Annotated in this window: 23 protein-coding genes; 12 read left to right on the forward strand and 11 right to left on the reverse strand. The window is 72.1% G+C overall.

The window, feature by feature from the left end; translation table 11 throughout:
• Positions 1 to 17 precede the first annotated feature (17 nt).
• Both ABZ899_RS10100 and ABZ899_RS10105 read right to left on the reverse strand, forming a co-directional pair.
• Positions 18 to 242, reverse strand: coding sequence for a hypothetical protein (locus tag ABZ899_RS10100; protein ID WP_361343461.1), 225 nt, complete (start codon positions 240 to 242; stop codon positions 18 to 20).
• Between the two features lie 215 nt (positions 243 to 457).
• Positions 458 to 856 carry a DUF3099 domain-containing protein gene (locus ABZ899_RS10105; protein WP_361343464.1) on the reverse strand — a complete coding sequence of 133 codons (399 nt, stop codon included), beginning with the start codon at positions 854 to 856 and terminating at the stop codon, positions 458 to 460.
• A gap of 244 nt (positions 857 to 1100) precedes the next feature.
• On the opposite strand from ABZ899_RS10105, the gene ABZ899_RS10110 reads away from it, so the two are divergent.
• On the forward strand, positions 1101 to 1379 hold the full coding sequence (locus tag ABZ899_RS10110) for a GlsB/YeaQ/YmgE family stress response membrane protein (protein ID WP_361343466.1): 279 nt from the start codon (positions 1101 to 1103) through the stop codon (positions 1377 to 1379).
• A 59-nt stretch (positions 1380 to 1438) separates the two neighbouring features.
• Here ABZ899_RS10110 and tyrS read toward each other — a convergent pair whose 3' ends face one another.
• From tyrS to ABZ899_RS10125, 3 genes are read right to left on the reverse strand one after another with little or no spacing between them, the layout of a single operon-like run.
• A complete protein-coding gene (gene tyrS, locus ABZ899_RS10115; RefSeq protein ID WP_361343468.1) occupies positions 1439 to 2707 on the reverse strand; it encodes a tyrosine--tRNA ligase in 1269 nt (422 codons plus the stop codon).
• A 55-nt stretch (positions 2708 to 2762) separates the two neighbouring features.
• Positions 2763 to 4157 carry a metallopeptidase TldD-related protein gene (locus ABZ899_RS10120; RefSeq protein WP_361343470.1) on the reverse strand — a complete coding sequence of 465 codons (1395 nt, stop codon included), beginning with the start codon at positions 4155 to 4157 and terminating at the stop codon, positions 2763 to 2765.
• A complete protein-coding gene (locus ABZ899_RS10125; RefSeq protein WP_361343473.1) occupies positions 4154 to 5710 on the reverse strand; it encodes a TldD/PmbA family protein in 1557 nt (518 codons plus the stop codon). Before ABZ899_RS10125 ends, ABZ899_RS10120 begins: the two co-directional genes overlap by 4 nt.
• Before the next feature lie 240 nt (positions 5711 to 5950).
• Here ABZ899_RS10125 and fabG point away from each other — a divergent pair, with 240 nt between their 5' ends.
• The 3 genes from fabG to ABZ899_RS10140 all read left to right on the forward strand — a co-directional run bounded on the left by fabG (position 5951) and on the right by ABZ899_RS10140 (position 7963).
• Positions 5951 to 6670, forward strand: coding sequence for a 3-oxoacyl-[acyl-carrier-protein] reductase (gene fabG / locus ABZ899_RS10130; RefSeq protein WP_361343476.1), 720 nt, complete (start codon positions 5951 to 5953; stop codon positions 6668 to 6670).
• 5 nt (positions 6671 to 6675) lie between these two features.
• On the forward strand, positions 6676 to 7443 hold the full coding sequence (gene fabI, locus ABZ899_RS10135) for an enoyl-ACP reductase FabI (RefSeq protein WP_361343479.1): 768 nt from the start codon (positions 6676 to 6678) through the stop codon (positions 7441 to 7443).
• Positions 7444 to 7606: 163 nt separating this feature from the next.
• Positions 7607 to 7963, forward strand: a complete 357-nt coding sequence (locus ABZ899_RS10140; protein ID WP_361343482.1) for a hypothetical protein — start codon at positions 7607 to 7609, stop codon at positions 7961 to 7963.
• Here the strand turns inward: ABZ899_RS10140 and ABZ899_RS10145 are convergent.
• Positions 7941 to 8633 (reverse strand): FadR/GntR family transcriptional regulator, encoded by a 693-nt coding sequence (locus ABZ899_RS10145; RefSeq protein WP_361343485.1) that lies wholly within the window; start codon positions 8631 to 8633, stop codon positions 7941 to 7943. The genes ABZ899_RS10140 and ABZ899_RS10145 overlap by 23 nt on opposite strands.
• Positions 8634 to 8703: 70 nt before the next feature.
• Here ABZ899_RS10145 and ABZ899_RS10150 point away from each other — a divergent pair, with 70 nt between their 5' ends.
• From ABZ899_RS10150 to ABZ899_RS10165, 4 genes are all read left to right on the forward strand, one after another.
• The gene (locus ABZ899_RS10150; protein ID WP_361343488.1) at positions 8704 to 9987 is read left to right on the forward strand and encodes a CynX/NimT family MFS transporter; all 1284 of its coding nucleotides are present in this window, start codon (positions 8704 to 8706) and stop codon (positions 9985 to 9987) included.
• Between the two features lie 48 nt (positions 9988 to 10035).
• Complete coding sequence (locus ABZ899_RS10155; RefSeq protein WP_361343490.1) at positions 10036 to 10152, forward strand: SGM_5486 family transporter-associated protein; 117 nt, start codon at positions 10036 to 10038, stop codon at positions 10150 to 10152.
• Between the two features lie 194 nt (positions 10153 to 10346).
• On the forward strand, positions 10347 to 10553 hold the full coding sequence (locus ABZ899_RS10160; protein ID WP_361343493.1) for a hypothetical protein: 207 nt from the start codon (positions 10347 to 10349) through the stop codon (positions 10551 to 10553).
• A gap of 66 nt (positions 10554 to 10619) precedes the next feature.
• Positions 10620 to 11138, forward strand: coding sequence for a histidine phosphatase family protein (locus tag ABZ899_RS10165; RefSeq protein WP_361343495.1), 519 nt, complete (start codon positions 10620 to 10622; stop codon positions 11136 to 11138).
• Positions 11139 to 11228: 90 nt separating this feature from the next.
• Here the strand turns inward: ABZ899_RS10165 and serB are convergent, their stop codons facing one another.
• Both serB and ABZ899_RS10175 read right to left on the reverse strand, forming a co-directional pair.
• Positions 11229 to 12437, reverse strand: a complete 1209-nt coding sequence (serB, locus tag ABZ899_RS10170; RefSeq protein WP_361343498.1) for a phosphoserine phosphatase SerB — start codon at positions 12435 to 12437, stop codon at positions 11229 to 11231.
• 118 nt (positions 12438 to 12555) lie between these two features.
• Positions 12556 to 14313, reverse strand: a complete 1758-nt coding sequence (locus ABZ899_RS10175; RefSeq protein ID WP_361343500.1) for a streptophobe family protein — start codon at positions 14311 to 14313, stop codon at positions 12556 to 12558.
• Positions 14314 to 14552: 239 nt separating this feature from the next.
• Between ABZ899_RS10175 and ABZ899_RS10180 the strand changes: the two genes are divergently transcribed.
• Positions 14553 to 17075: an FHA domain-containing protein gene (locus tag ABZ899_RS10180; protein ID WP_361343503.1), complete on the forward strand. Its 2523-nt coding sequence runs from the start codon at positions 14553 to 14555 to the stop codon at positions 17073 to 17075.
• Positions 17076 to 17180: 105 nt separating this feature from the next.
• Here ABZ899_RS10180 and ABZ899_RS10185 read toward each other — a convergent pair whose 3' ends face one another.
• From ABZ899_RS10185 to ABZ899_RS10195, 3 genes are all read right to left on the reverse strand, one after another.
• Positions 17181 to 17978 carry a transglycosylase SLT domain-containing protein gene (locus ABZ899_RS10185; RefSeq protein WP_361343505.1) on the reverse strand — a complete coding sequence of 266 codons (798 nt, stop codon included), beginning with the start codon at positions 17976 to 17978 and terminating at the stop codon, positions 17181 to 17183.
• 302 nt (positions 17979 to 18280) lie between these two features.
• Positions 18281 to 19393 carry an S-adenosylmethionine:tRNA ribosyltransferase-isomerase gene (locus tag ABZ899_RS10190; protein ID WP_361343508.1) on the reverse strand — a complete coding sequence of 371 codons (1113 nt, stop codon included), beginning with the start codon at positions 19391 to 19393 and terminating at the stop codon, positions 18281 to 18283.
• On the reverse strand, positions 19390 to 20088 hold the full coding sequence (locus tag ABZ899_RS10195) for an SDR family NAD(P)-dependent oxidoreductase (RefSeq protein ID WP_361343511.1): 699 nt from the start codon (positions 20086 to 20088) through the stop codon (positions 19390 to 19392). The genes ABZ899_RS10190 and ABZ899_RS10195 overlap by 4 nt, the downstream gene beginning before the upstream one ends.
• Positions 20089 to 20304: 216 nt before the next feature.
• Here ABZ899_RS10195 and ABZ899_RS10200 point away from each other — a divergent pair, with 216 nt between their 5' ends.
• The 3 genes from ABZ899_RS10200 (at position 20305) to chpE (ending at position 22495) form a co-directional block, all read left to right on the forward strand.
• The gene (locus tag ABZ899_RS10200) at positions 20305 to 21450 is read left to right on the forward strand and encodes a GAF domain-containing sensor histidine kinase (RefSeq protein ID WP_361343514.1); all 1146 of its coding nucleotides are present in this window, start codon (positions 20305 to 20307) and stop codon (positions 21448 to 21450) included.
• Positions 21443 to 22084 (forward strand): response regulator transcription factor, encoded by a 642-nt coding sequence (locus tag ABZ899_RS10205; RefSeq protein WP_361343516.1) that lies wholly within the window; start codon positions 21443 to 21445, stop codon positions 22082 to 22084. Before ABZ899_RS10200 ends, ABZ899_RS10205 begins: the two co-directional genes overlap by 8 nt.
• A 168-nt stretch (positions 22085 to 22252) precedes the next feature.
• Positions 22253 to 22495 (forward strand): chaplin ChpE, encoded by a 243-nt coding sequence (chpE, locus tag ABZ899_RS10210; RefSeq protein WP_062671371.1) that lies wholly within the window; start codon positions 22253 to 22255, stop codon positions 22493 to 22495.
• Positions 22496 to 22534 lie beyond the last annotated feature (39 nt).

Below are 22534 nucleotides of genomic sequence, written 5' to 3' on the forward strand. Positions count from 1 at the left end.
CGGCGCCGGGAGCGCGCTCAGGCCCCCCGCGCCTCCCACTCCTCCATCAGCACGACGTCCTTGAGGAACCCTCGCACCCCGAGGAACTGCGACAGATGCTCGCGATGCTCCTCGCACGCCAGCCACGTCTTGCGCCGCTCCGGTGTGTGGATCTTCGGGTTGTTCCACGCCAGGACCCAGACGGCGTCGGCGCGGCAGCCCTTGGCGGAGCAGACAGGGGTCTCGGGGGTCTCGTCACTCACGATTTTCGTCTCACAGATTTGCGCACAAAAAGGCGACGCCGAGCAGCCACGGGGGGAGCTGCCCGGCGTCGGTCCGTCGCTCCGACGGGGGATGCGGAGCGCCTACGAAGTATGTCACGGGTAACCCGCCGCCCGGCACCTGAACAACAGTATCGATCTGAGGTTTTACTGAGGTTGGCGCACCCCGGTCTTCCGGAGTGCAACGCTCCGGGACGTCACGCCCGGTCGCGCGGTTCGCTTTGTCCGCCGGGCCCCGCGGTGCCCGCCACATCTTCCGGAGACGGTTCCGTGAAACCGTCATTCGTCCGCGACGGATCGATCATGGGGCGCGTCGGCATGGCCACGAAGGTCGACGGGAGCGACGGCGCGTTCTCACGCCCCGCGTTGGCGATCACCACGGCGATGTACGGCAGGATCAGGCCGAGCACCAACGCCACGACGGCGACGTGCCGTTCGACGTTCCACAGCGCGGCCGCCAGGATCACCGACAGGGTGCGGATCGACATCGAGATGACATAGCGCCGTTGGCGACCGCGTACGTCCTCCTGAAGCCCGGTCCGCGCTCCGGTGATCCGGAACACCTCGGCGTTGCCGCCCGCACGCAGCTTCCGCATCAGATTCCACCATCCGCCCGCATCGGACCCTCCCCCTGCTCTCACCCGTCCACCGCCGGTCGGGGGGGCCGGACCGGGACAAGTCCCACCGTACGCCTCGCCTGCGCCGCCTACGAGACCGGGTATCCCGGTGCCGACCGGACGGTCTCCGTCCTCACACGTACGGCCGTGCCCGGCATGCGGCGTACCCCGACCGGCCCAAGACTGGCCGTACTGTCCACCCGAGCCGTACAAGGAGGCAGCCATGGGCTGGTTGTGGGCGATCATCGTGGGCTTCGTGCTGGGCCTGCTGGCCAAGGCGCTGATCCCGGGCAAGCAGCACAGCCCGCTCTGGCTGACCACGATCTTCGGCATCCTCGGCGCGATCGTCGGCAACGCCGTGGCCAGGGCGTTCGGTGTCGAGGCGACCCGCGGCATCGACTGGATCCGGCACATCTTCCAGATCGTCGCCGCCGTGATCATCGTGTACGTGGGCGACATGCTCTACATGGCGACGCTGGGCAAACGCAGGGAACGCGCCTAGGCCGTGTCACGGCGAGGGGCCCCCGCGAAAGCGGAGGCCCCTCGCCGTGGCTCTGCCGCTCAGACGTCGGTGACCTCGACCGCCGCCAGGTTCTTCTTGCCGCGCCGCAGCACCAGCCAGCGCCCGTGCAGCAGGTCCTCCTTCGCGGGGACCGCGTCCTCGCCGGCCACCTTCACGTTGTTCACGTAGGCGCCGCCCTCCTTCACGGTGCGCCGCGCCGCCGACTTGCTGGCCACCAGACCCACCTCGGCGAACAGGTCGACCACCGGGCTCAGCTGCTCGACCTGGATGTGCGGCACCTCGGAGAGCGCCGCCGCCAGCGTCCGGTCGTCCAGGTCCGCCAGCTCGCCCTGACCGAACAGCGCCTTCGACGCGGCGATCACCGCGGCCGTCTGGTCGGCGCCGTGCACCAGCGTCGTCAGCTCCTCGGCCAGCGCGCGCTGCGCCGCCCGGGCCTGCGGACGCTCCTCGGTCTGCCGCTCCAGCTCCTCCAGCTCCTCGCGGGACCTGAACGACAGGATGCGCATGTAGGCCGAGATGTCCCGGTCGTCCGCGTTCAGCCAGAACTGGTAGAACGCGTACGGCGTCGTCATCTCCGGGTCGAGCCAGATGGCCCCGCCCTCGGTCTTGCCGAACTTGGTGCCGTCCGCCTTGGTCATCAGCGGCGTCGCCAGCGCGTGGACCTGCGCGTGCGGCTCCAGCCGGTGGATCAGGTCGAGACCCGCCGTGAGGTTGCCCCACTGGTCGCTGCCGCCCTGCTGGAGCGTGCAGCCGTACCGCCGGTACAGCTCCAGGAAGTCCATGCCCTGCAGCAGCTGGTAGCTGAACTCGGTGTAGCTGATGCCCTCCTCCGACTGGAGCCGGCGGGCGACCGAGTCCTTGGTGAGCATCTTGTTGACGCGGAAGTGCTTGCCGATGTCCCGCAGGAACTCGATGGCGGACAGGCCGGCCGTCCAGTCCAGGTTGTTCACCATCGTCGCCGCGTTGTCCCCCTCGAAGGAGAGGAACGGCTCGATCTGGGCGCGCAGCCGGTTCACCCAGTTCGCGACGGTCTCCGGGTCGTTCAGCGTGCGCTCGGCCGTCGGGCGCGGGTCGCCGATCTGGCCCGTGGCGCCGCCGACCAGCGCCAGCGGGCGCAGGCCCGCCTGCTGGAGACGGCGCATCGTGAGCACCTGGACCAGGTGGCCGACGTGCAGGCTGGCCGCGGTCGGGTCGAAGCCGCAATAGAACGTGACGGGACCGTCCGCGAGCGCCTTGCGCAAGGCGTCCTCGTCGGTGGACAGGGCGATCACGCCGCGCCACTTCAGCTCGTCGACGATGTCCGTCACGGTTCTCGTGTCTCCTTGATGATCTCGGGCAGTCGAGTGACAGCCGCCTACGAGGTTATACGCCCTGGCTGACGGAGCTCATGTTGAAATCGGGGACGCGCAGCGCCGGCATGGCCGCCCTGGTGAACCAGTCGCTCCACTCCCGCGGCAGGGTCTTCTCCGTGCGGCCCGCCTCGGTGGCCCGCCCCAGCAGGTCCACCGGCGACTCGTTGAACCGGAAGTTGTTGACCTCGCCCGCCACCTCGCCGTTCTCGACCAGGTACACACCGTCCCGGGTCAGGCCGGTCAGCAGCAGCGTCGCCGGGTCCACCTCGCGGATGTACCACAGGCAGGTCAGCAGCAGACCGCGTTCGGTGTCCGCGACCATCTCCTCCAGCGAGCGGTCCTCGCCGCCGTCGAGGATCAGGTTGTCGATGCCCGGGGCGACCGGCAGACCGGTGAGCCCGGCGCTGTGGCGGCTGGTCGTGAGGTGCCGCAGCTCGCCCCGGTGCATCCAGTCGGTCGCGGTCAGCGCCAGCCCGTTGTCGAACACGGACTGGTCGCCGCCCGAGGAGTGGGCGATCACGAAGGGCGCGGACTCCAGGCCCGGCTCGTTCGGGTCGCTGCGCAGGCTCAGCGGAAGCTCCGTCAGCCGCTCGCCCACGCGCGTACGGCCGCCGGGCTGGGAGAAGACCGTACGGCCCTCCACCGCGTCCCGCCCCGACGCCGACCACAGCTGGTAGATCAGCAGGTCGGCCATGGCCGTCGGCGGCAGCAGCGTCTCGTACCGGCCCGCCGGCAGCTCCAGGCGCCGCTCGGCCCAGCCCAGGCGCACCGCGAGCTCGGCGTCCATGGCGACGGGGTCGACGTCCTTGAAGTCGCGCGTGGAGCGGCCCGCCCAGGCCGAGCGGGTGCGGTCCGGCGACTTGGCGTTCACCTCCAGCGTGCCGTTCGGCTGGTCGTGCCGCAGCCGCAGCCCGGTCGAGGTGCCCAGATACGTCGACACGAGCTCGTGGTTGGCGAAGCCGTACAGCTCCCGGCCGCCCGCACGCGCGCGGGCGAACGCCTCGCCGAGCGCCGGGGCGAAGTCGGCGAACACGGTGGACGACGTCTCGGCCGGCGCGTCGGTGAAGTCGGGCGACGCCGGTACGTCCGTCACCAGCGGCTGCGCGTCCTCGGCGGGGCCCGCGGCGCGCGCGGCGGCCTCGGCGGCCCGCACCAGCGGCTCCAGCTCGTCCGCGGTCACCGCGGCCCGCGAGACGACACCGGAGGCGGTGCCCTCCCGGCCGTCGACGGTCGCGACGACGGTGAGCGTGCGCCCGCGCGTGACGCCGTTCGTGGTGAGGGCGTTGCCGGCCCAGCGCAGGTTCGCGGTGGACTGCTCGTCGGCGATCACGACGCAGCCGTCCGCCCGGGACAGCTCCAGGGCCCGCTCGACGATCTCGTGCGGCTTGTGGGTACGGGCGCTCATCGGCCGGCCTCCTGCGTGGTGTTCAGAATGTTGACGCCCCGGAAGAGGGCCGACGGGCAGCCGTGCGACACCGCCGCGACCTGCCCGGGCTGGGCCTTGCCGCAGTTGAAGGCGCCGCCGAGGACATAGGTCTGGGGGCCGCCGACGGCTGCCATGGAGCCCCAGAAGTCCGTGGTCGTCGCCTGGTAGGCGACGTCCCGCAGCTGCCCGGTGATCCGGCCGTTCTCGATCCGGAAGAAGCGCTGTCCGGTGAACTGGAAGTTGTAGCGCTGCATGTCGATGGACCAGGACCGGTCGCCGACCACGTAGATCCCGCGGTCCACGCTGCCGATCAGGTCCTCCGTCGACATTCCCGCCGGATCGGGCTGGAGCGACACGTTGGCCATGCGCTGCACCGGCACCCGGCCGGGGGAGTCGGCGAACGCGCACCCGTTGGAGCGCTCGAACCCGGTGAGCTTCGCGATGCGCCGGTCCATCTGGTAGCCGACCAGGGTGCCGTTCTTCACCAGGTCCCAGGACTGGGCCGCGACGCCCTCGTCGTCGTACCCGACGGTCGCGAGGCCGTGCTCGGCGCTGCGGTCACCGGTGACGTTCATCAGCTCGGAGCCGTACCGCAGCTTGCCCAGCTGGTCGAAGGTGGCGAAGGAGGTGCCGGCGTAGGCGGCCTCGTAGCCGAGGGCACGGTCCAGCTCGGTGGCGTGCCCGATCGACTCGTGGATGGTCAGCCACAGGTTCGACGGGTCGACGACGAGGTCGTACGACCCGGCCTCCACGCTCGGCGCCCGCATCTTCTCGGCGAGCAGCCCGGGGATCTGCGCCAGCTCGGACTCCCAGTCCCAGCCGGTGCCGGTCAGGTACTCCCAGCCGCGTCCGACCGGTGGTGCGATGGTGCGCATGGAGTCGAACTCGCCGCTGGACTCGTCCACCGCGACGGCCGTCAGCTGCGGGTGCAGCCGTACGCGCTGCTGGGTGGTGACGGTGCCGGCGGTGTCGGCGTAGAACTTGTTCTCGTGGACGGTGAGCAGCGAGGCGTCCACGTGGTCGACGCCGTCCGCCGCGAGCAGTCGCGCGCTCCACTCCGCGAGCAGCCCCGACTTCTCCTCGTCGGGCACGGTGAACGGGTCGATCTCGTACGACGAGATCCAGGTCTTGTCGCTGTGCACCGGCTCGTCGGCGAGCTCCACCCTCCCCCACTGCCCGAAAGGCGCGGGAGGTGCCCCCACGTCCGACCCGGCCGCCTTGATCACCTGCGCGGACAGCTTCGCCATCGCCACGGCCTGCGAGGCGACCTTGGCGGCGGCGTCCATCGTGAGGTCGACACCGGAGGCGAAGCCCCAGGTGCCGCCGTGCACGACCCGCACCGCGTACCCGAGGTCGGTGGTGTCGGACGACCCGGCGAGCCGGGCGTCCCGCAGCCGCCACGAGGCGCTGCGCACCCGCTCGAACCGGAAGTCCGCGTGCTCGGCGCCCAGCGCACGCGCGCGAGCGAGGGCCGCGTCGGCCAACGCGCGGAGCGGAAGCGCCGTGAAGGCTTCGTCGATGGTATGGGGCACGGGGGTCTCCCTGCTGTCGTGACCTGTCGGCACCGATCATGTCGCGCGGGCGGCGCCCGGGACCACACGTTTCCGGCGCCCACCGGCGACTTTCTGTAGGGACCCGACAGTGACTTCCCTGAGCCACTGTCGGTGCCCGAATGTCCTCCGCCCAGGCACGACCGATAGGTTTTCGGAGAAGCCGCCTGTCATCCAGCTGTCGGGGCGGACGTGTCAGACCCCTATCGAAAGGGTGATCCGTTGAGCCGCTCGGTTCTCGTCACCGGAGGCAACCGGGGCATCGGCCTCGCCATCGCCCGCGCGTTCGCCGAAGCCGGCGACAAGGTCGCCATCACCTACCGCTCGGGTGAGCCGCCGGCCGCCCTGGCGGACCTCGGCTGCCTCGCCGTCAGGTGCGACATCACCGACACCGAGCAGGTGGAGCAGGCCTACAAGGAGATCGAAGACGCGCACGGGCCCGTCGAGGTGCTCGTCGCCAACGCCGGCATCACCAAGGACCAGCTCCTGATGCGCATGTCCGAGGAGGACTTCACCGCGGTCGTCGACACCAACCTCACGGGCACCTTCCGGGTCGTCAAGCGCGCCAACCGCGCCATGCTGCGCGCCAAGAAGGGCCGCGTCGTGCTGATCTCCTCGGTGGTCGGCCTCCTCGGCGGCCCCGGCCAGGCCAACTACGCCGCCTCCAAGGCCGGCCTGGTCGGCTTCGCGCGTTCCCTCGCCCGTGAGCTGGGCTCGCGCAACATCACCTTCAACGTCGTCGCGCCCGGCTTCGTCGACACCGACATGACCAAGGTGCTCACCGACGAGCAGCGCGCGAACATCGTGTCGCAGGTCCCGCTCGGCCGTTACGCGCAGCCGGAGGAGATCGCCGCGGCGGTGCGGTTCCTCGCCTCGGACGACGCCTCGTACATCACTGGAGCCGTCATCCCCGTTGACGGCGGACTGGGAATGGGTCACTGATCACCATGAGCGGAATTCTCGAGGGCAAGCGCGTCCTGATCACCGGTGTGCTGATGGAGTCCTCCATCGCCTTCCACGCGGCCAAGCTGGCCCAGGAACAGGGCGCCGAGATCATCCTCACCGCGTTCCCGCGGCCCACGCTGACCGAGCGCATCGCCCGTAAGCTCCCGAAGCCCACCAAGGTCATCGAGCTCGACGTCACCAACGACGAGCACCTGGGCCGCCTGGCCGACATCGTCGGCGAGGAGCTCGGCGGCCTGGACGGCGTCGTGCACTCCATCGGCTTCGCGCCGCAGGACGCGCTCGGCGGCAACTTCCTGAACACGCCGTTCGAGTCGGTCGCCACCGCCATGCACGTCTCGGCGTACTCCCTGAAGTCGCTCACCATGGCCTGCCTGCCGCTGATGCAGAACGGCGGCTCGGTCGTCGGCCTGACCTTCGACGCGCAGTACGCCTGGCCGCAGTACGACTGGATGGGCCCGGCGAAGGCCGCCCTGGAGGCCACCAGCCGCTACATGGCCCGCGACCTGGGCAAGCAGAAGATCCGCTGCAACCTGATCTCGGCCGGTCCGATCGGCTCCATGGCCGCCAAGTCCATCCCGGGCTTCAGCGAGCTGGCCTCGGTGTGGGACACGCGCTCCCCGCTGGAGTGGGACCTGAAGGACCCGGAGCCGGCCGGCCGCGGCATCGTCGCCCTGCTGAGCGACTGGTTCCCGAAGACCACGGGCGAGATCATCCACGTGGACGGCGGTCTGCACGCCATCGGCGCCTGATCCTCCGGTACTCCTCGACGCCCCGTCCCCCGCCGCGCGCGGGGAGCGGGGCGTCACCCGTTCGGCCCACCCGGCCGGGCGGGGGAGACCGGCCGGCGGGCACTCTGGAGTACGCGTTCCACCACGCGAGCCCCTCACCCGCAACGGCCGAGGAGGTCCCCTTGTGCGCTTGTCCCGCCGCTTGGCCTCAACGACCGTCGCCGTCGCTCTCGTGCTTCCCCTGTCGTACGAGGCGGCCGCCCACGCCCCCGCACGCGTCCACGCCGCCACGGAGCGGCCCGCGGAGCCGTACGGCGCCGAGTGCCGCATACGGGTCAGCGGGTCCGAGGTGACCGCGCTGTGCCACAACCCCTATCCGAGGACGGACCGCGTGAGTCTGCACGTGGAGTGCGCCCGCTGGTGGGACCTCGACACCGACGGCCTCCCGGTGCGGGCCGAGCCCGCGCAGACCGTCCGCCTGGCCGGCCGCTGCTGGAAAGAGGTGGACTCGGCCTGGATCAGTCACCACCGGGACCGCTGAGGCGCCCGGGCCGGCACAGGAACGGATAGCTCGCCGCCTCCGCCGCGGCCGCCTCGGCGTCGCCCGTGCGGATCGCGTCCACGAGCCGGGCGTGGTCCATGTGCGTCTCCGGGGTCAGCCGCGGGCCGACGTCGTCGCGCAGCCAGTCCCGCAGCACCTCGCCGAGGTCCGCGTACATCGCGCTCATCACGTCGTTGTGGGAGGCCGCCACGACGGCCAGATGGAAGGTGGCGTCCGCCGTCACGAACGCCTCCGCGTCGCCCGACTCCCACGCCTCCTCGCGCCGCACCAGCAGCGCGTCCAGCTGCTTGAGGTCCTTCTCGGTGCGCCGCTCGGCGGCCAGCTTCGCGGCGGCCGACTCCAGCGTGGAGCGCAGCTCCGCGATGTGCCGCGGGTCGGCGCCGGCGAAGCGGCGGTGCATCACGCCGGCCAGCTCACTGGTCGCCACCACGAAGGTGCCGGAGCCCTGGCGGATGTCCAGCAGCCCGTTGTGCGCGAGCGCCCGGACCGCCTCGCGGACGGTGTTGCGGGCCACCCCGAGCTGCTCGACGAGCTCGGGCTCGGTCGGGATGCGGGAGCCCACCGGCCATTCGCCCGAGGTGATCTGGTTGCGCAGGGCCGCGATGACCTGCTCGGACAAGGCCGAGCGGCGGGGGTGGCTCAGGGGCATGACACACCTTCGCACGACGGGGGCGGGACCGGGGAGCCCGAGGGTGGACAGCCAATCATCCCATGATTCTATGATGGCTCCCATGGCACGCGAGGAGAACCGGGCGACCACGTCCACACGGATACGCACCCCCGAGCCCCCCACCCCGGCGCAGCCCGCCGCGCGCGCGTGGACGACCCGGCTGCTGATCGCCGGCATCGTCCTCACCGCGGTCAACCTGCGCCCCGCCATCACCAGCCTCGGCGCCCTGCTCGAAGAGGTTCGCGACGCCCTCGGCATGAGCGGCAGCGTCGCCGGACTGCTGACCTCCGTGCCGCCGCTCTGCTTCGCCGTCTTCGGCGTCACCGCCCCCCGCCTGGCCCGCCGTTTCGGCCCCGGCGCCGTCGTCTGCGCGGGCATGGCCGCCATCACCGCCGGCCTGCTGATCCGGCCCTACGCCGGCGGCACCGCCGGCTTCCTGGCCGCCAGCGCCCTCACCCTCATGGGCATCGCCGTCAGCAACGTGCTGATGCCCGTCATCGTCAAGCGCTGGTTCCCCGACCGGGTCGGCTCCATGACCGGCCTGTACTCCATGGCCCTCGCCCTCGGCACCGCCTCCGCCGCCGCCGTCACCGTCCCCATGACCGAGGCACTCGGCGGCAGTTGGCGGACCGGCCTCGCGGTCTGGGGGGCTCTCGGCGCGGCCGCCGTCCTGCCCTGGCTGCCCTTCGTGCGGGACCGGGGCATCGCGCCCGCCCAGGACCCGCACGCCCGCGCGGACGCCCCCCGGCTGCGCGTCACCCGCAGCCGCACCGCATGGGCCCTCGCCGTCTACTTCGGCCTCCAGGCCACCGGCGCCTACATCACCATGGGCTGGATGGCGCAGATCTTCCGGGACTCCGGCGTGCACGCCGGCACGGCGGGGCTGCTGCTCGCCGTCACGATGGTCATGGGCGTCCCCCTCGCCTTCGTCATCCCGCGCCTGGCCACCCGCCTGCCCCACCAGGGGCCCATCGTCCTCGTGCTGGGCGCCTGCGGCCTCGCCGGTTACGCCGGCCTGTACCTCGCGCCCGCCGGCGGCTCCTGGGTCTGGGCCCTGCTGCTCGGCATCTCGAACTGCTCGTTCCCGCTGGCCCTGACCATGGTCGGCATGCGGGCCAGGACCAGCGCGGGCGTGGCCCAGCTGTCGGGCTTCGCCCAGAGCACCGGCTACCTGATCTCCATCCCCGGGCCGCTCCTGGTGGGCGTCCTCTACCAGCACAGCGGCGGCTGGGGCCTGCCCATCGCCCTGATGGCGGGTCTCATGATCCCGCAGATGGCGGTGGGCGTCCTCGCCGGACGCGACCGTACGGTGGAGGACGAGGCGACGCGCTGAGCGCACCCCCGCCGGGGGCAGGGCGGCCGGGGGTGCGAGACTGGCCGTATGCCCGTGCTCGACCCGAACCCCCAGAACGGCCAGAAGAAGCTGCTGCTCGTCCTCGGCACGTTCCTCGCCATCTTCGTGATCATCGGAATCATCGCGACGATCGCCTCCCCCTGACCCGGCCGCCCCGCGGGGCGCCACCCGCCCCCGCGGGACCCCCGAGGGTAGGGCTGGCCCCCCTGTCCCCTAGGGGGTGAGTGTCAGGGTCAACTGGGTGGATCACCGGATGGGTTGGCGGTCCCGCACTCCGTACCTTCGAGATGTGCCCGCCCGAAGGCGGTCACGGAGGCCCGAGGACCCACGGAGGCAGCATGTCGGCCCCTGCGCACACCCCGCCCCGACCTGCGGCCACGGGCCGTGCCGACATCCGGCTGCCCTGGTGGGCCCTGGCCCTGCCGACGCTCGCCTTCGTCACGCTGCTGCTGCTCATCCTGAATCCGTCCGAGGCGCAGGCCGCCCCGGCCGAGCCCGGGATCAGCCTGCTCCTCGAGCGCGTCCAGCAGCTCGTCACACGCTGAGCACCGCCGGAGGCGCCGAGTCAACTCCCTGCGCCCCATGGCCTGTTTCATGCGAAGCTGGATCTCATGAGCGCCGCAGAACCCCGCAGGATCGCCATTTTCCGGCATGCGAAAGCCGACTGGCCCCAGGTGACGGACCACGAGCGCCCCCTCGCCGAGCGGGGCCGCATGGACGCGGCCGAGGCCGGGCGCAGGCTGGCGGACACCGCCATCCCGTTCGACCTGGCCCTGTGCTCCACCGCGGTCCGCACCCGCGAGACCTGGAAACTCGCCGTCCACGAGTTCCAGCACCGGCCGAAAACGGTCTACGAGGAGCGGATCTACGAGGCCTCGCCCGGCGAGCTGATCGCCGTGCTCAACGAGACCCCCGACGACGTGCAGAACCTCCTGCTCATCGGCCACAACCCCGGTGTCCAGGGCCTCGCCGAGATCCTCGCGGGCTCCGCCGAGGGCGACGCCCGCGACCGGATGACCCGCCGCGGTTTCCCGGCCGCCGCCTTCGCGATCCTCACCTTCACCGGCACCTGGAAGGCCGTGGAGCCCGGCGTGGCCACGCTGGTCGACTACTGGGCGCCCTCGGAGTGACCGACGCGCACGCGAAGGGCCCGGCGCCGTCCCGGCGCCGGGCCCTCGTGCGTCCGGCCCGGCCCGTGTCACGGGCGTGACCGCGGGGCGTCACTCCCCATCGACCATGTCCGCCGCCTCGACCTCCTCGCGGGTGACGCCCAGCAGATACAGGACGGTGTCCAGGAACGGCACGTTCACCGCCGTGTGCGCCGCCTCGCGGACCACCGGCTTGGCGTTGAAGGCGACCCCGAGCCCGGCCGCGTTCAGCATGTCCAGATCGTTGGCGCCGTCACCGATCGCCACCGTCTGCGCCAGCGGGACACCCGCCTCCGCCGCGAAACGGCGCAGCAGCCGCGCCTTGCCCGCACGGTCCACGATCTCGCCCGTCACTCGGCCCGTGAGCCGGCCGTCCACGATCTCCAGCGTGTTCGCCTGGGCGAAGTCCAGCCCGAGGCGCTCCTTCAGGTCGTCGGTGACCTGGGTGAACCCGCCCGACACGACGCCCACTTGGTAGCCGAGCCGCTTCAGGGTCCGGATCAGCGTGCGCGCGCCCGGCGTCAGCCGTACCTCGCTGCGCACCTTGTCCACCACCGAGACGTCCAGCCCCTCCAGCAGCGCCACGCGCGCGTGCAGCGACTGCTCGAAGTCCAGCTCCCCGCGCATCGCGGCCGCCGTGACCTCGGCGACCTTGTCCTCACAGCCGGCGTGCGCCGCGAACAGCTCGATGACCTCGTCCTGGATGAGCGTCGAGTCGACGTCCATGACGACCAGGCGCTGGGCACGGCGGTGCAGACCGGCCGCGACGACCGCGATGTCGACGCCCAGGGCCGCCGCGTCCGGCGCCAGGGCGGTGCGCAGCGGCTCGGTCCCGGCACCGGAGACGGCGAACTCCACCGCCGTCACCGGGTACTTGGCGAGCCGGAAGATACGGTCGATGTTGGCGCCGGACCCGGTGATCCGGGAGGCGATCGCGGCCGTCGCCTCCGCGGTGAGCGGGTGCCCGAGCACGGTCACCAGGGAGCGCCCGACGCCGCGCGGACGGTTGTCGCCCAGGCCGGAGATGATCTCCGCCTGCATCTTCATCGACTCCGCCCAGCTGTGGACGGTCGCCCGCAGATCCCCCTCGAGCCCGGCCGGCGGCTCGGTCACGAGCGCGCACAGGGTGATCCGGCCACGGGTGACGACCTGCTCGATGTCGACCACGTCGACCGCGTAGGCCGCCAGCGTGTCGAAGAGTCCGGCCGTGATGCCCGGCCTGTCCTTCCCGAAGATCTTGACGAGAAGGGTGGGGAGGTCTGCGGTCTGCGAAGCGCTCATGGTGCCTCCACCGTATCCGGCACCCCGTGCCGAGCGCCCCCGAGGTCCGCCTGACGGACACGGAACTCCCGGTGTCACGCGGATGACGGGCGGATGGCGCACCGCCTGCGGCCGGCCCCTACCGCCGGCCCTTCGGGGTCCCCGGCGGCGGGGGAGGAGGCGGCGGCCCGTCGTCCGTGCCGGAGGGGCCGCGCCCCCGCCGCCGGGGCGGCTCGATCGGCCGTACGACCGTGGGGGCGCCGTAGACGTCCCCGCCCCGCGGAGGCGGGGGCTCACCCGGAGACCGCGCCTCGTCGGACGACCGCGCGCCCCCCTGCGACTCGATGCTTCCGGAGGCTCCGGGCGGCCGGGCGTCCTCGGGTTCCCGCAGCGCCTCGGGCACCCGCAGATACGGGTTCGTCGCCGGGTTCGGCGGCCGGTAGGGCGTTCCTGGCGTGTACGGTCCCGCGCCGCTCCGGTACCCCTGCCCGTCGTCCGAGGCCGCCCCCGCCAGCGGCGCCGCCCGCACCCCCGCCGCCCCCGCCAGGCACGCCGCCAGCGCCCCCAGCGCACCCGCCCCGGCACCCCAGGCGGCCCCCAGCAGCAGCGCCATGGCCAGGCTGCCGCGCAGCTCCACCCCCGCGCCGAACGCGTCGAAGCCCAGCACCGACAGGGAGGCGTCCGCGGACAGCGCGGTGAGCCGGACGAGCAGGGGCAGAGCCAGCGCCGTGGCGGTCCCCAGACGCAGCGCGCACCGCCCGGCGAACCGCACCGCCCCGGGATCCCGTACGCCCCCGGGACCCGTCACCGGGGTCCGGACCGCCGTGAGAACACCCGCGAGCAGCATCATCACGGCCGCCGCCACACCCAGCAGCCACACCCGTCCGTCCAGCTCCGCCAGCCGGCCCAGTGTCACGGACCGGCCGTCCCCGCCGGCCAGCAGCTCGTCCAGCGGGTCGGGGAGCAGCCGCGCCAGCGGGCCCGTCGCGCGGCCGTCGAACGGGACGAACAGGCCGAGGGGCACGCCGAGCCACACGCCGTTCGGGGCGCCGAGCAGCGCGGCCCCCGCGATCCGCTTCGGGTGGTCGTCGCCGATCGCCGCGTAGGCGGCCGCCGCGAGCCCGGCGGCGACCGCGACCAGCCCCACGGTGACGAGGGCGGACACGGCGGGCCGTACGACGCGGTGCACGGCCTCCCAGCCGCGCGGCAGCGGCGTCCGGCGCGAGGCCAGCAGGGCGATCAGCAGCACGCCGGCGCACCAGGCCAGGCCGCCGAGCAGGGTCGGTGCCGTGTCCACCGTGAAGCCGACCGCGGCCTTCGCGCCGACGAGGTCGCCGATCCGGTCGGGCAGCAGCCCTCCGATGTCGCCCAGCCCCGGGACCTCGACGCTCCCGCCGCCCCCGGGCACGTCGTCGAGGCCCAGGGCACCGCCGTCGATCGTGACGACGTCGTGGCCCGCCCAGGCAAGACCGCCCAGCATCGCCACGAACAGGGCGGCCACCGTGCCCGCGCGGGCGAGGAGTTCGGACGGCGCGATCACCGCTCCCGCGGACCGCAGAGACCGCAGGAACAGCCACGCCAGCAGCAGCGCGCCCACCAGGCCCACGCCCAGTGGCGCGATGTCGATGGCCGTCGCCGCCTGCGCACCGGTCAGCCCGAAGGCGGACACGTCTCCGGACGGGGTGACCGATCCACCCGCTCCGAGCGCCACCACCGCCGCGGACATCGGGCCCAGCGAGGCCGTCGCGTCCGCGCCCAGCAGATGCAGTCCGAGGGCGGCGGTGCCCGCCATCCCGATCAGCGCCCAGCTCACGGACACGACCGCGGACAGCAGGACGTCGCCCCACGGCGGCCCGGTTCCCGGCCCCGAGGTACCGACGTTCGTGGACGCGCTCATGGCAGACCCCCCGATCCGCGGCGCGGACGGTCGCCGCGCATGTCCCCCTCGCGTGGATTACCACTCTCCGGACTGATTTCCACCCCGTCAACGGAACCGGCGGAACCGCATGCGCGTGCTCCTCACAAGGTCCGACTTTCGGTCAGGGGGCGGAGCCTGAAATAGTTCCCGACGATGTTCGACATCCCTAGACTCCCTGCGATGGGGGTAACTCGGGGGACTACTCAGTGGGGCATGGAGTGCCGGAACTCGTACTGGAATTGAACGGACGGACCTGGACGCTCGACCCGTCCAGGCCCTACACCCTGGGACGCGATCCCCAGGGCGACATCGTGCTCGACGACGCCAGGGTCTCCTGGCGGCACGCCACGATCAGCTGGAGCGGCCGCAGTTGGGTCATCGAGGACCACGGCAGCACCAACGGCACGTTCGTGCAGGGCCATCGCGTCCACCACCTGGAGATCGGCCCCGGTTCGGCCGTGCACCTGGGCAACGCGACCGACGGCCCGCGTCTGAGCCTCTCCGGCGCCGCGGCCTCCGCCGCCCCGCAGCAGGCCCAGCCGCGGCAACAGCCGTACGCCGCACAGGGCGCGCAGCCCGGCTGGGCCCAGGCGCCCGCACAGCCGGCGCCGCAGCAGCAGGGCGGGCAGGCCGCGTGGCAGCAGCCCCAGCAGCGGGACGCGCACATCCCGCAGCAGCAGGGTGCCGGCGGTGGCGCGGGGGCGCCGCCGGTGTACGGCGACCGCAGCCCGACGACGTTCCACCAGTTCTCCATCGGCCGCGTGATGCGCATCGGCCGTGCCCTGGACAACGACCTGGTCGTCTCCGACCTCCAGGTCTCCCGGCACCACGCCGAGTTCCACTCGACGCCCGACGGCCGGATGGAAATCCGTGACCTCGGCGCCCACAACGGCACCTACGTCAACGGCCAGCCGATCGGCAAGGGCGGCTCACAGATGCTCGGACCGACCGACATCGTCGGCGTCGGCCACTCCACGTTCCGTATCGTCGGCGACCGCCTCGAGGAGTTCGTCGACACCGGTGAGGTCTCCTTCTCGGCTCGCCACCTGACCGTCACGGTCGACGGAGGCAAGCAGATCCTCAAGGACGTCTCCTTCGGCGTCCCCGAGAAGTCCCTCATCGCGGTCATCGGCCCGTCCGGCTCCGGCAAGTCGACGCTGCTCAAGGCGCTCACCGGCTACCGGCCCGCCAACGAGGGCGACGTCCTCTACGACAACCGCAACCTCTACAAGCAGTTCGCCGAGCTGCGCCAGCGCATCGGTCTGGTCCCGCAGGACGACATCCTGCACAAGGAGCTGACCGTCAAGAAGGCCCTCAAGTACGCGGCCAAGCTGCGCTTCCCCGCCGACACCACGACCGCCGAGCGCGAGGCCCGGATCGACGAGGTGCTGCGCGAGCTCAAGCTGGACATCCACAAGGAGAAGAAGGTCACCTCCCTCTCCGGCGGCCAGCGCAAGCGTGTCTCGGTGGCCCTGGAACTGCTGACCAAGCCGTCGCTGATCTTCCTCGACGAGCCGACCTCGGGCCTCGACCCGGGCATGGACCGCGATGTGATGCAGCTGCTGCGCGGCCTTGCCGACGACGGCCGTACGGTCCTCGTCGTCACGCACTCCGTGGCCGAGCTGGCGCTGTGCGACAAGCTGCTGGTGATGGCGCCGGGCGGCGCGGTCGCCTACTTCGGCCCGCCGGAGGAGGCGCTGAACTTCTTCGGCTACGACACCTGGGCCGACGTCTTCTCCGCCTTCGAGAACTACCGCGACTACGACTGGGCGGGACGCTGGAAGGGCTCACAGCACTACCAGATGTACGCCGCGGACATCGACGCGATAGCCCCGCAGTCCGTACAGATGCCGCCGATGCAGGCCATGAAGCCGCCGAAGCCGCAGGGCTGGATGTCCCAGTTCGTCACGCTGGTGCGGCGCTATGTGTCGGTGATCGTCTCCGACAAGGGCTTCCTCGCGCTCATGGTGATCCTGCCGGGCGTCCTCGGCGCGGTGAGCCTGCTGATCGATTCCGGCAAGGGGCTGCTGCCGAACCCGGCCAACCCGCAGACCGGCCGGATCATCCCGAACGGCACGGCCACGACCGTCCTGCTGATCCTCGCCGTCGGTGCCTGCTTCGCCGGCGCCGCGAACTCGGTGCGTGAGCTGATCAAGGAGCGGGTCATCTACGAGCGGGAGCGCGCGACCGGCCTGTCGCGTTCCGCCTACCTGATGTCCAAGGTGTTCGTGCTCGGCGTCATCACCGTGCTCCAGGGCCTGATGGTCGGCGTCATCGGCTTCTCCAGCCGGGAGATCCCCGAGGAGGGCCTGGTCCTGGGGAACCTGACACTGCTGGAGCTGTCGGTGCCGATCATGGCCCTGGGCTTCACCTCGATGATGTTCGGCCTGATCATCTCGGCGCTGGTGAAGACCGCCGAGAAGACCATGCCGCTCCTGGTCATGTTCGCGATCATCCAGGTGGTGTTCACCGGCTGCCTCTTCGCGCTGAACGGCTCGATCGGCGCGAACCAGATCTCGTTCCTGATGCCGTCGCGCTGGGCGGTGGGCGCGGCCGGCGCCACGCTGGACTTCAACAAGATCAGCCCGCCCGACAAGGGCGAGAGCGGCGATCCGCTGTGGGAGCACACCCTCGGCGCCTGGACCATGGACATGCTGGCCCTGATCGTCCTCGGCGTGATCTGCGGCGTCTTCGTGGCCCGCTTCCTGCGGCGCCACGAGCCGGAGGTCATGCGGAAGTAGGCTCCGTCGAACGGCAGGACCGGACCTCGCGAGACGAAGCGCGGCACCCCCGTCGGGGTGCCGCGCTTCGGCGTGTCGCTGAGACCGAGAGGTCCGCCGGGTGCCTCAGTACGCGCTGTTGACGTTGTCGATCGAACCGTAGCGGTGCGCCGCGTAGTTGGCGGCGGCGGTCAGGTTCGCGACCGGGTCGTACTGGCTCCAGGCCGTGCCCGGGACGTGGTAGGCGTCGAAGGTCGGCTTGATGACCTGCAGCAGACCGATCGACGGGACGCCGTTGATGGCGTTGATGTCCCAGTTGTTGATGGCGTTCGGGTTGCCCGAGGACTCGCGCATGATGTTCTTGTGCAGACCGTGGTAGGTGCCCGGGATCTTGTGCTTCTTCATGATGTCCAGGGCCTCACGGATCCAGCCGTCGAGGTTGTTCGGGTAGGTCTTGGCGGCGACCTGCTCGACCTCGATCCGCTTGGCGGACCGGCTGGCGGCCTCCTTCGCCTTGCGGGCGGCCTCGGCCTTCTTCGCCGCGGCGGCCTTCTCGGCGGCGGCCTCGGCGGCGGCCTTCTTCTTGGCCGCGGTCTCGGCGGCGGCCTTCTTCTTCGCGGCCTCGGCGGCCGCCTTCTTCTTCTCCGCGGCGGCGGCCTCGGCGGCCTTCGTCGCGGCGATCTCCTGGGCCATCACCGACTTCGAGGCGAGCTGGTCGGTGACGCTGCCCTTGACGTCCTTGATCTGCTCGCTGCTGTAGGCCACGTTGCCCGTGGGGGCTTCGGCCGTGTTCGACTCGGCGTTGCCGGGGACGGCGGAGAGCGCGATGGCGGCGGCACCGAGGGTGCTGACGCCGGCCACGGCGATCTTGTGACGCTTGGTGAGCGGACGACTGAGGACGCGGTTCATGGCGTTCTTGCGCATGGCAGTGGGGACCTCTCTGAGTTTCGGGAGGTCGCTCGCTGTCCGGCGGGACACGGGTGCTTCCTGCACAAGCGCCGCGGGCTGACCCGCGGCGCTGAGCGACGAGAGCCATTCTTAGCGGCCGCAAAATCTCGTGGCAAAGATGTGACGTACGATCCTCGATAGGAGACCCAGGATGGGCAAAATAGGACAGCTAGGACTGTCCGGGCCGCTCAAAAGGTACACAGTCACCTACTACGGACTTTCGTACGTGACCTGCACCCTATGTGCGGGGTCACATGGCGGCCGCCCTCGTCTTACGCTCAGTTGCTGTCGCAATGCTCTGTGTGAGGCTCTTCCGGGGGTAGTACGAGATGGACGTCCCCGAACTCGTGCCACAGGTACCGCCCGTGCAGCGCCTGCGCGTAACCGCACCCGACCGCGGCCCGTCCCGCGACGGCCTCCAGCATCAGCAGATGCGACGCCTCCGGCTCGTGGAGCCCGGTCAGCAGGCCGTCCACCACCCGCACCCCCCGCTCCGGGGTGACCACGAGATCCGTCCACCCCTCACGCGCGCGGACGACGCCGTCGCCGTCCACCGCCGATTCCACGGCCCGCACCGCCGTCGTCCCGACCGCGACGACCCGGCCGGACCCCGCCCGCGCCGCCCGGATCAGCCGCGCCGAGGCGTCCGGCACCCGGAACCGCTCGGGATACGGCGGCTCGTGCGCCTCCGCCGACGCCACCCCGGTGTGCAGCACGACCGGGGCGAACTGCACACCCCGGCTCACCAGCTCCGTCACCATCGCCGTCGTGAAGGGACGCGCCGCACTCGGCATCTCCGCACTGCCCGCGCCGTCGGCCGACGGCAGTGCGAACACGGTCCGGTACACGGACAGCGGCTGGTCCCGCGCCGTGTAGGCGTACCGGATGGGCCGCCCGTACGCCCGCATCACCCCGAGCACCCGCTCCGGCCCGGCCACCCCGCCCCCCGGACCCTCCTCCGCCACCGGCCGCGCCCACCACAGCCGCCCGCCCGCCCGGTCCAGGGGCTCCACCAGGAGCAGGCGCAGACCGCCGGGCAGCCGCACCTCCGTCCCCGCGGGCCCGCCCGTACGCGCGCGCGTGGTGCCCCGCCCGTCGGGATTCCGCAGCTCGACCGCCCAGCGCCCGTCGTCCCCACGCGTGGAGAAGTGCACCACCACGCGCGTGGGCCCGATCCGGCCGTCCACCGCGGCGGGCAGCGTCTCGGACGTGTTGACGACCAGCACGTCCCCGGCCCGCAGCAGCCCCGGCAGCTCACGGAAGAGGTGATGGCTCACCTCCGTGCCCCGTGACACCAGCAGCCGTACGGCGTCCCGGTCCAGCCCCGGCCCCCGCTGCTCGGCCGGCACCCGCGCCGACAGCTCCGCCGGCACCCGCACCGCGAGCGTCACCGCCGGCCTCCCACCAGCGCGGACGCCGCATACCGCCCGCCGGGCGGCCGCTCGTCCAGCAACCGCAGGAACCCCGGCACCACCGCGTCCGGGTCCGGACGCGGCCCGTCGTCGTCCGGGACGGCCGCCGCGTACAGGTCCGTGGCCATGTCCCCGGGGTCCACCGCCCACACCCGCAGCCCCGGCTCCTCCGCGCCGAGCACCGCCGCGAGCTGGTCCAGCGCGGCCTTCGACGCCCCGTACCCGCCCCAGGTCCCGTACGCCTCGACGGCCGCGTCCGAGCTGACCGTGATCACCGTGCCCGCAGCGGACGCCCGCAGCAGCGGCAGCGCCTCCTGGACGAGGCCCAGCGCGGCGACCACGTTCACCTCCAGCGCCCGCCGCAGCCCCTCCAGCGGCAACGCGTCGAGCCGGACCAGGGGCTCGGCGCCCAGCGCGCCGGCGTTGCTCACCAGCAGATCGACGCCCCCGAGCCGCCGGGCCGCCTCGACCAGCGCCGCCCGGTGCTCCGCCCGCGCCACGTCCCCCGGCACCGCCGTCACGCGCGTGCCGTCCCGCCGCAGCGCGGCCGCCGTCCGCTCCAGCGCCCCGGCCGTCCGCGCGTCCAGGACCAGGCCCCAGCCCCGTCCGGCCAGCCCCACGGCGAGCGCCCGCCCCAGCCCCTTCGAAGCCCCTGTGATGATCGCGACAGGCATGACAACCGTCCCCTCGTTCCCCGACCGCCGTGGACCCGGCGGTGCCCTCACGCTAGGAACCGGCCCCTCCCGGCCGCCTCGGACGCGAGCCGCAATCGGCGGGGCCGTTCGCCCTACGCCCCACGCACGGGGGACCGAAGCCCTAGGTCCGCCGCCCTACCCCACCGCCGTCGGCGGCCCGATCCGCCTGTCACACCCCGCCGGTACCTTGAGGGCATGAGTCAAGGCCCCCGGTCCGGCCTCGCCGCGGTGAGCTCCGCGCTGCTGGCTATGAGCAGGCACCTGGAGGTGCGCGACGTCCTGAAGACGATCGTCGCCTCGGCCCGCGAGCTGCTCGACGCGCAGTACGCCGCGCTCGGCGTCCCGGACGACCACGGCGGCTTCGCCCAGTTCGTCGTGGACGGCGTCAGCGACGAGCAGTGGAAGGCCATCGGCCCGCTGCCGCGGCAGCACGGCATCCTCGCGGCCATGCTCCAGGAGGCCAGGGCCGAGCGCCTCGCGGACGTCCGCAAGGACCCCCGCTTCGAGGGCTGGCCCTCGGCCCACCCCGACATGTCCGACTTCCTCGGCCTGCCGATCCGCGACGGCGACGAGGTCATCGGCGCGCTCTTCCTCGCCAACAAGAACTGCCCGCAGGAGTACGGCCGCTGCGGCTTCACCGCCGACGACGAGGAACTGCTCGCCATCCTCGCCCAGCACGCGGCGATCGCCCTCACCAACGCCCGCCTCTACGAGCGCAGCCGCGAGCTGACCATCGCCGAGGAGCGCTCCCGCCTCGCCCACGAACTGCACGACGCCGTCAGCCAGAAGCTGTTCTCCCTGCGGCTGACCGCCCAGGCCGCCACCGCGCTCGTCGACCGCGACCCGGCCCGCGCCAAGGGCGAACTCCACCAGGTCGCCGCCCTCGCCGCCGAGGCCGCCGACGAGCTGCGCGCCGCGGTCGTCGAACTGCGCCCCGCGGCCCTCGACGAGGACGGCCTCGTCGCCACCCTGCGCACCCAGATCCAGGTCCTCGACCGCGCCCACAGCGCGCGCGTGACCTTCGCCGGCCGCGGGGTCAAGGCACTGCCCGCCGCCCAGGAGGAGGCCCTGCTGCGCGTCGCCCAGGAAGCCCTGCACAACGCCCTGCGGCACTCCGGCGCCGACCACGTCGACGTGACGCTCGACCGGCGCGGCGCCGGAGCCGTGCTCCGCGTCACCGACGACGGCAGCGGTTTCGACCCGAGGGCCGTGCGCCGCGCCGGGCGCCATCTGGGCCTGGTCTCCATGCGGGACCGCGCGAGCGGGGTCGGCGGCACGCTGACCGTGGAGTCGGCGCCCGGGAAGGGCACCACGATCGAGATGGAGGTCCCCGGTGGCTGACGCAATCAGGGTGCTGCTCGTCGACGACCACCAGGTCGTCCGCCGGGGGCTGCGCACGTTCCTGGAGATCCAGGACGACATCGAGGTCGTGGGGGAGGCCGCCGACGGCGCCGAGGGAGTGGACCGCGCCGAGGAGCTGAGGCCGGACGTCGTCCTCATGGACGTCAAGATGCCGGGCATGGACGGCGTCGACGCCCTGCGCAGGCTGCGGGAGCTCGGCAACCCCGCGCGCGTGCTGATCGTCACCAGCTTCACCGAGCAGCGCACGGTGATCCCGGCCCTGCGCGCGGGCGCCGCCGGATACGTATACAAGGACATCGACCCGGAGGCGCTCGCCGGGGCCATCCGCTCGGTGCACGCCGGCCACGTCCTCCTCCAGCCCGAGGTCGCCGGCGCCCTGCTCTCCCAGGAGGAGACCGGCGGGGGACAGGGCAGGGCGGGGTCGCTGACCGAACGGGAGCGCGAGGTCCTCGGCCTGATCGCGGACGGCCGGTCGAACCGTGAGATAGCACGGGCCCTGGTGCTGTCGGAGAAGACCGTCAAGACGCACGTCTCCAACATCCTCATGAAACTGGACCTCTCCGACCGCACCCAGGCCGCCCTGTGGGCCGTACGCCATGGCGTGACCGGCTGAAACGCTCTGCGCAAGGGGTCACGGAGGGCGATCCGGAAGGTTCCCGTACAGACTGAGATTCATACCGTCGTGGGAATGTCCCCCGGATGGCGCATCCTTCCCGGATCTCCGGCGTTCTCCAGTGCGTGCTGCGGCGACTGCCGCGGTGATCGCTAGGAGGGCTTGAAAGTGAAGAACCTGAAGAAGGCAGCGGCCGTGACGATGGTGGCGGGTGGCCTGCTGGCCGCCGGCACGGGAATGGCCTCCGCCACCGACGCGCACGCCGACGGCAAGGCCGTGGGCTCGCCGGGCATCGTCTCGGGCAACCTGATCCAGGCCCCGATCCACATCCCGGCGAACGTCTCCGGCAACAGCGTGAACGTCATCGGCGTCCTGAACCCGGCCTTCGGCAACCTGGCCGTCAACAAGTGACGCCTCGCCGAACCAGGCAGTGACTCAGGCCTCCCGGGC

This window comes from Streptomyces sp. NPDC046859, from assembly GCF_040645135.1.
In the GTDB taxonomy this organism is placed as follows: Bacteria; Actinomycetota; Actinomycetes; order Streptomycetales; family Streptomycetaceae; genus Streptomyces.

Coding starts and splice junctions, on each gene's coding strand:
- ABZ899_RS10165 (WP_361343495.1), top strand. CDS start 10,620: ATGAGCGCCGCAGAACCCCGCAGGATCGCCATTTTCCGGCATGCGAAA.
- ABZ899_RS10105 (WP_361343464.1), bottom strand. CDS start 856: ATGCGGAAGCTGCGTGCGGGCGGCAACGCCGAGGTGTTCCGGATCACC.
- ABZ899_RS10120 (WP_361343470.1), bottom strand. CDS start 4,157: ATGAGCGCCCGTACCCACAAGCCGCACGAGATCGTCGAGCGGGCCCTG.
- fabI (WP_361343479.1), top strand. CDS start 6,676: ATGAGCGGAATTCTCGAGGGCAAGCGCGTCCTGATCACCGGTGTGCTG.
- ABZ899_RS10155 (WP_361343490.1), top strand. CDS start 10,036: ATGCCCGTGCTCGACCCGAACCCCCAGAACGGCCAGAAGAAGCTGCTG.
- ABZ899_RS10195 (WP_361343511.1), bottom strand. CDS start 20,088: ATGCCTGTCGCGATCATCACAGGGGCTTCGAAGGGGCTGGGGCGGGCG.
- ABZ899_RS10145 (WP_361343485.1), bottom strand. CDS start 8,633: ATGCCCCTGAGCCACCCCCGCCGCTCGGCCTTGTCCGAGCAGGTCATC.
- ABZ899_RS10160 (WP_361343493.1), top strand. CDS start 10,347: ATGTCGGCCCCTGCGCACACCCCGCCCCGACCTGCGGCCACGGGCCGT.
- ABZ899_RS10110 (WP_361343466.1), top strand. CDS start 1,101: ATGGGCTGGTTGTGGGCGATCATCGTGGGCTTCGTGCTGGGCCTGCTG.
- ABZ899_RS10175 (WP_361343500.1), bottom strand. CDS start 14,313: ATGAGCGCGTCCACGAACGTCGGTACCTCGGGGCCGGGAACCGGGCCG.
- ABZ899_RS10200 (WP_361343514.1), top strand. CDS start 20,305: ATGAGTCAAGGCCCCCGGTCCGGCCTCGCCGCGGTGAGCTCCGCGCTG.
- ABZ899_RS10185 (WP_361343505.1), bottom strand. CDS start 17,978: ATGCGCAAGAACGCCATGAACCGCGTCCTCAGTCGTCCGCTCACCAAG.
- serB (WP_361343498.1), bottom strand. CDS start 12,437: ATGAGCGCTTCGCAGACCGCAGACCTCCCCACCCTTCTCGTCAAGATC.
- ABZ899_RS10150 (WP_361343488.1), top strand. CDS start 8,704: ATGATGGCTCCCATGGCACGCGAGGAGAACCGGGCGACCACGTCCACA.